Below are 778 nucleotides of genomic sequence, written 5' to 3'. Positions count from 1 at the left end.
CCCCTTCGGGAGGTTCGCGACGGCCCGGGTGGACCCCGGCGAGCACCACCACGACGAGAACGAACATGCCGGCGTCGACCGCGAGGGCCACACCGGCCCCGACCGCCCAGGACACCGCTCCCCTGACGGCCTCGAGCCCGAGCAGCCGCAGCAACCAGTCCGACGCGGCGGTGACGGCCAGGGTGACGATCGTCGAGAGCAGGACAGCGAGCCCGACCCCCACCATCCCCGCCAGCTCCCGCGCCTTGCCGAGCAGCAGGTTCGTGCCGACGGCGCCCACCCCGGACACGGCACGGACCGCCGTCCGCAGGGCCGCCATCGCCACGGTCGCGCTGTAGACCAGCACCACGACGGCGGCGATCCCGGCGAGGCTCAGCCCCGAGCCGACCACGAGGTCGCGGGGGTCGATGAGCCCGCGCTTGCCCTCGCCGCCGATGAGCCCCGGGAGGTAGCTGTCCGCGGTCGCGAGCACCTCTGCGCGCAACGCCTCGTTCCCGCCGAGCACGGTCATGAACGCGGTGTAGCCGAGGGTCACGGCGGCGAACACCGAGAACAGCGCGCTGTAGGCGATGCCGCCGGTGAGCACGCCGCCACCGACGGAGCCGAACCGAGCCAACGCCCGTGCCGGCCGGGTCTCCTGCCACCAGGTGAAGAGCGCCTTGGCGCGGGCGACGAGGCCCGCGACGCCGGGCGGGTACCGCCGCGGCCGGCTCGCTGCGACGTCGGCGGTCGACGCCGAGGCGACGTGCGCGGCGCCGGCGCCGATCGGGGCGCCGGC

1 protein-coding gene is annotated in these 778 nt (G+C 75.7%); it reads right to left on the bottom strand.

Annotation, left to right across the window (positions count from 1 at the left end):
• Positions 1-778, bottom strand: a 778-nt coding sequence (locus HH219_RS21660) for a YhjD/YihY/BrkB family envelope integrity protein (protein ID WP_169328606.1), incomplete at both ends; no start/stop codon positions are given.

The organism is Pseudoalteromonas sp. NEC-BIFX-2020_015, from assembly GCF_012952265.1.
In the GTDB taxonomy this organism is placed as follows: Bacteria; Pseudomonadota; Gammaproteobacteria; order Enterobacterales; family Alteromonadaceae; genus Pseudoalteromonas; species Pseudoalteromonas neustonica.
This window is presented reverse-complemented; position numbering and strand designations above follow the sequence as displayed.